This is a genomic window from Terriglobus sp. YAF25, from assembly GCF_052113305.1.
Lineage (GTDB): Bacteria > Acidobacteriota > Terriglobia > Terriglobales > Acidobacteriaceae > Terriglobus.
Genome location: NZ_JBFRCY010000507.1, coordinates 1 through 3,480, shown reverse-complemented (window position 1 = coordinate 3,480; position 3,480 = coordinate 1). Strand labels below are relative to the sequence as shown.

Genomic DNA, 3,480 nt, shown 5'->3' with positions numbered 1-3,480 from the left:
TGGCTATGCTCTCGATCCCGCGAGTGCGGCAGCACTCTGGAAGAAGAGTGAGGAGATGGTCGGCGAGACCTTCGCATAAGTCCACCCGGTAAATGACAAACGCGGAGCCATATGGCTCCGCGTTGTATTTCTACCAATCACTGTATTCAGCCCAGATGTTGCCAGTGGTGAACGCGATAGTCGGTCTCTCCAGCAACTGCGCCCCGTCCTCCAGACCACCGCATCTCCGCGCCGGCATCGCCTTCGAACTTGAAGCTCAGCGATCCGTTACCGTACACACGCGCCGTTAAACGCCTGGACTCCGGCGCGGCTGTATGGGCTCCCACATCGGCCCAGGGAACAATGCTGCCGGCCTTCACATACACAGGAATCTTTTCGGCAGCTCGATCAACTGTAACTGTCGCGCCGCCCTTGATCAGCTCTCCTGTCCAGAAGTCATGCCAGTCGCTCCCGCTGGGGAAAACAACTTCCCTCTTTGCCTCTCCGGCGAACAACGGAGCCACCATCATGCGGTCACCGATCATGTATTGATCGTCCACCTTCGCCAGGCGGGCATCATTCGGCCAGTCCATCACCAGTGCGCGGAAGGGAGGCGTTCCATCGGCGGCATAGCGATGAAATGCGCTCTTCAGATACGGGACCAGGCTCATGCGCCAGCCAACAATCTCGCGGCAACGCGATTCGGTTGCTTCCCAGTTGGCCATATCCTGCCCGGCGTTATTCAACTTGCGATTCAGTTGGCGCCACGGCGGACTCTTGATGTACCAACCATTCACAAGTGCCAGCGGCGAGAAGACGACGCTTTGCAGGCGTCGCAGTAAATCCTCTTCGCTGGCGGCATCGCGCACCTCCGGGCACCATAGCAAACCGCTAAAGCCGGAGTTCGCCAAGCCGCGAATGAAGTCGCGATGGTTATACAGATCGCTATACAGAACAAAGGGATAAGGCGCAGCCAGGGCGCCGCTGGAACGTACCAGACCGTAGGTCTTCAGATTCCGCTTACGATACTCATCCCAGATGGTGTATTGGTAGCGAAGCCCAAACACGCTGTGCATCTGCTCGCCGTCGAGTCCAGAGGGAAAACGGCTGAGCTCAGGGAACGACCAGCCTCCGGTGTAGTCGGAGTTGTCGCATTCGTCCAGCTTGAAGCCACTGACACCTGCATCGACAAAAGTCTTGCCATGGTATTCGCCAAAGACRCGCCTTGCCGCAGGATCCGCAAAGTCCGGCGTCAGACCTCCCCAAACGCCATAGTCTCCCGACAGTGACTTCATTGCAGGAAACACGGGCGATGCCGGATGGACGAAAGCGTGCTCCCAGAGATTGACACGGCAGTTCAATGCCTTCATCTCTGACAGAAATGCTGTCGGCTCAGGAAACCGCTGCCCCTCCCACGCAAAAGTGCAGGAGTACGAGTGACTCTGCCAGCCCGGCTCCAACCCGAAGACATCGCAAGGAATCTTGCGGTCACGGAACTCCTTCATGAGTGACACGACTCTCTGCGATGTCGCCCGCGCATCTGCCCGATACCAGAACCCCAACCCCCACTCCGGCGGCACAAAGCCTCCGCCCGAAAAGACGTTATAGCGGCGAACAGCATCGAGCATGCGCGGCCCGGCGAAGAGATAGACATCAATACCGGAGGCATTCGGGATCTCCACCGTAACCTGCCCCTGATCGTCCGTCTTAATGTTGTGTGTGTAATTCGGATCAGGATTGACGTTGCTGACGTTCGTTGCCGGCTCCTCCGGCTTGGGCCGTGCGTTCCCGACAAAGAAGGTGGCGTAACGAGCGGTATCAACCAGAATGCCTACGCCCTTGGTCGTGACGTAAAACGGTACCGGAGCGTGGGAGTCTCCCGAATCAAATCTGGGATCGGCATTCACTCGGATGGTCTTCTTCTTTCCACGTTGATCGAAGGAAAGAAGCTGCAGCCCTAGACCGAAGACAAGTTCATTGGGCCGGAGCGGCAACTGAACGACTGTTCCCCGGATAGAAGTGGCGCCTGAGATAGAAGGAAGTGGAGATTCGGCCACACGAGGCAGGCGATCAAATCCGCCGGTCTGCGGATCCACCAACCGGCCTGAGACCGGGGTGTAGGACTCCGGAGTTCCGACGCGTGCTCTCCATACGCCCGGGTGAACCTCGGTCCAGTCCGCAAATTGCCGTAATGACTGCTCGTTCTCCTGAGCAGACAATACTCCTGGCGCTGAGGCTACAGCGCTCGTCATCAGGAGACGTTTCGCCAAGCTTCTTCTCGTAATCCGATTCGATGACATCGACCTTCCTTCGTATGTTGTGGTGCAGGCAAACTTCGCTGTTATGGAAGAAGCGCAGCTACGCCGCTTTTAACGTCAAGAGTCCAGGGCTTCGGTTCAGGAAGCTTCATACTTCCTGAGCCAATCTCAAGCGGCATCCAAATATAGCGGCTGTCTGTCAGCGCAGACGGCTTCCAGCGGTCTCCGATATAGATCACGGTTGTAGTTTTCGTCCCAGTAACTCTGACCAACATGCTCGACTGCGAGTTATAGGTATTCACTTCCGGCGGAGCAACATCCTTGAACTCACTCCATGGCCCCGCCAGTGACTTGGACGTGGCATAGACATTGGGGTTTGGCTTCCAGCCGGTGAGATGCGAGCCAAGAACGTAGTACAGCCCCTTGTAATGCACAATCGCCCCGCCTTCGAGCGGAGCCTGAATGAAGCTGACCTGCTTTTCGACCGACAGATAGTCGTTTGAGAGTTTGGCGATAAAGAAGCCGTGCGTCGGACGCGATTCGAAGATCAGGTACGCAGCGCCATCATCATCGATAAACTGGCCGATATCGCGGCTCTCCTGATCGAGAGGACGAAAGCTCTTCACATACTTGTAGTCGCCATCTACGGTGTCGCTCACCGCGACGGCCACGCGTGCAAGCTTGTAGCCAGAAGCATCCAGGTGGGCGTACATGACAAACTTCTTCGTCTGCTTGTTGTAGAAGACCTTCGGCCGCTCCAGAATCCAGTTGGTCAGATTCTCAGGATTGCTCAGCTTCAGCACCTGGTTGCGAAACTTCCAATGCACCAGGTCCGTGGATGAGTAGCAGGAGACATAACGTTTATCGGGATCATTCGTCGGAGTGCGGTCTTCCCCAAACCAGAAATAGGTATCCTTCACCTTCAGGATTCCACCACCGTGCGCTTCGATCGAACGCCCACGATCGTCGAGCCATACCTCTCCCGGCCGAATCACCTTCTCCTGAGCGCTGCATGACTGCTGCAGCATCACGCCTCCACAGACGCTATAAACCAACGTGAGCAGCCACCTCGACCTCTTCATCTTCCAAAACCCTTTCCGCGAACCATGAATGCGTAAGATCTGCCCGAGCACACTCAGCGAAGCAGTCGCAGCAATTCTGCTGGCAGCGGGATTCCTGCGTCAAAGGAGGCGCGTTCGTAAATAACGCGCCTCCCTGCCTCTACCAGCGGACAGTACCGGAC

Annotated in this window: 2 protein-coding genes; both read right to left on the bottom strand. The window is 56.7% G+C overall.

Features of this window, described 5'->3' with window-relative positions:
- Window positions 1–146: 146 nt before the first annotated feature.
- Complete coding sequence (locus tag AB4043_RS18985) at window positions 147–2,249, bottom strand: TIM-barrel domain-containing protein (protein WP_442300705.1); 2,103 nt, start codon at window positions 2,247–2,249, stop codon at window positions 147–149.
- A 71-nt stretch (window positions 2,250–2,320) separates the two neighbouring features.
- Window positions 2,321–3,319: a family 43 glycosylhydrolase gene (locus tag AB4043_RS18980; protein ID WP_442300704.1), complete on the bottom strand. Its 999-nt coding sequence runs from the start codon at window positions 3,317–3,319 to the stop codon at window positions 2,321–2,323.
- Window positions 3,320–3,480: the final 161 nt, after the last annotated feature.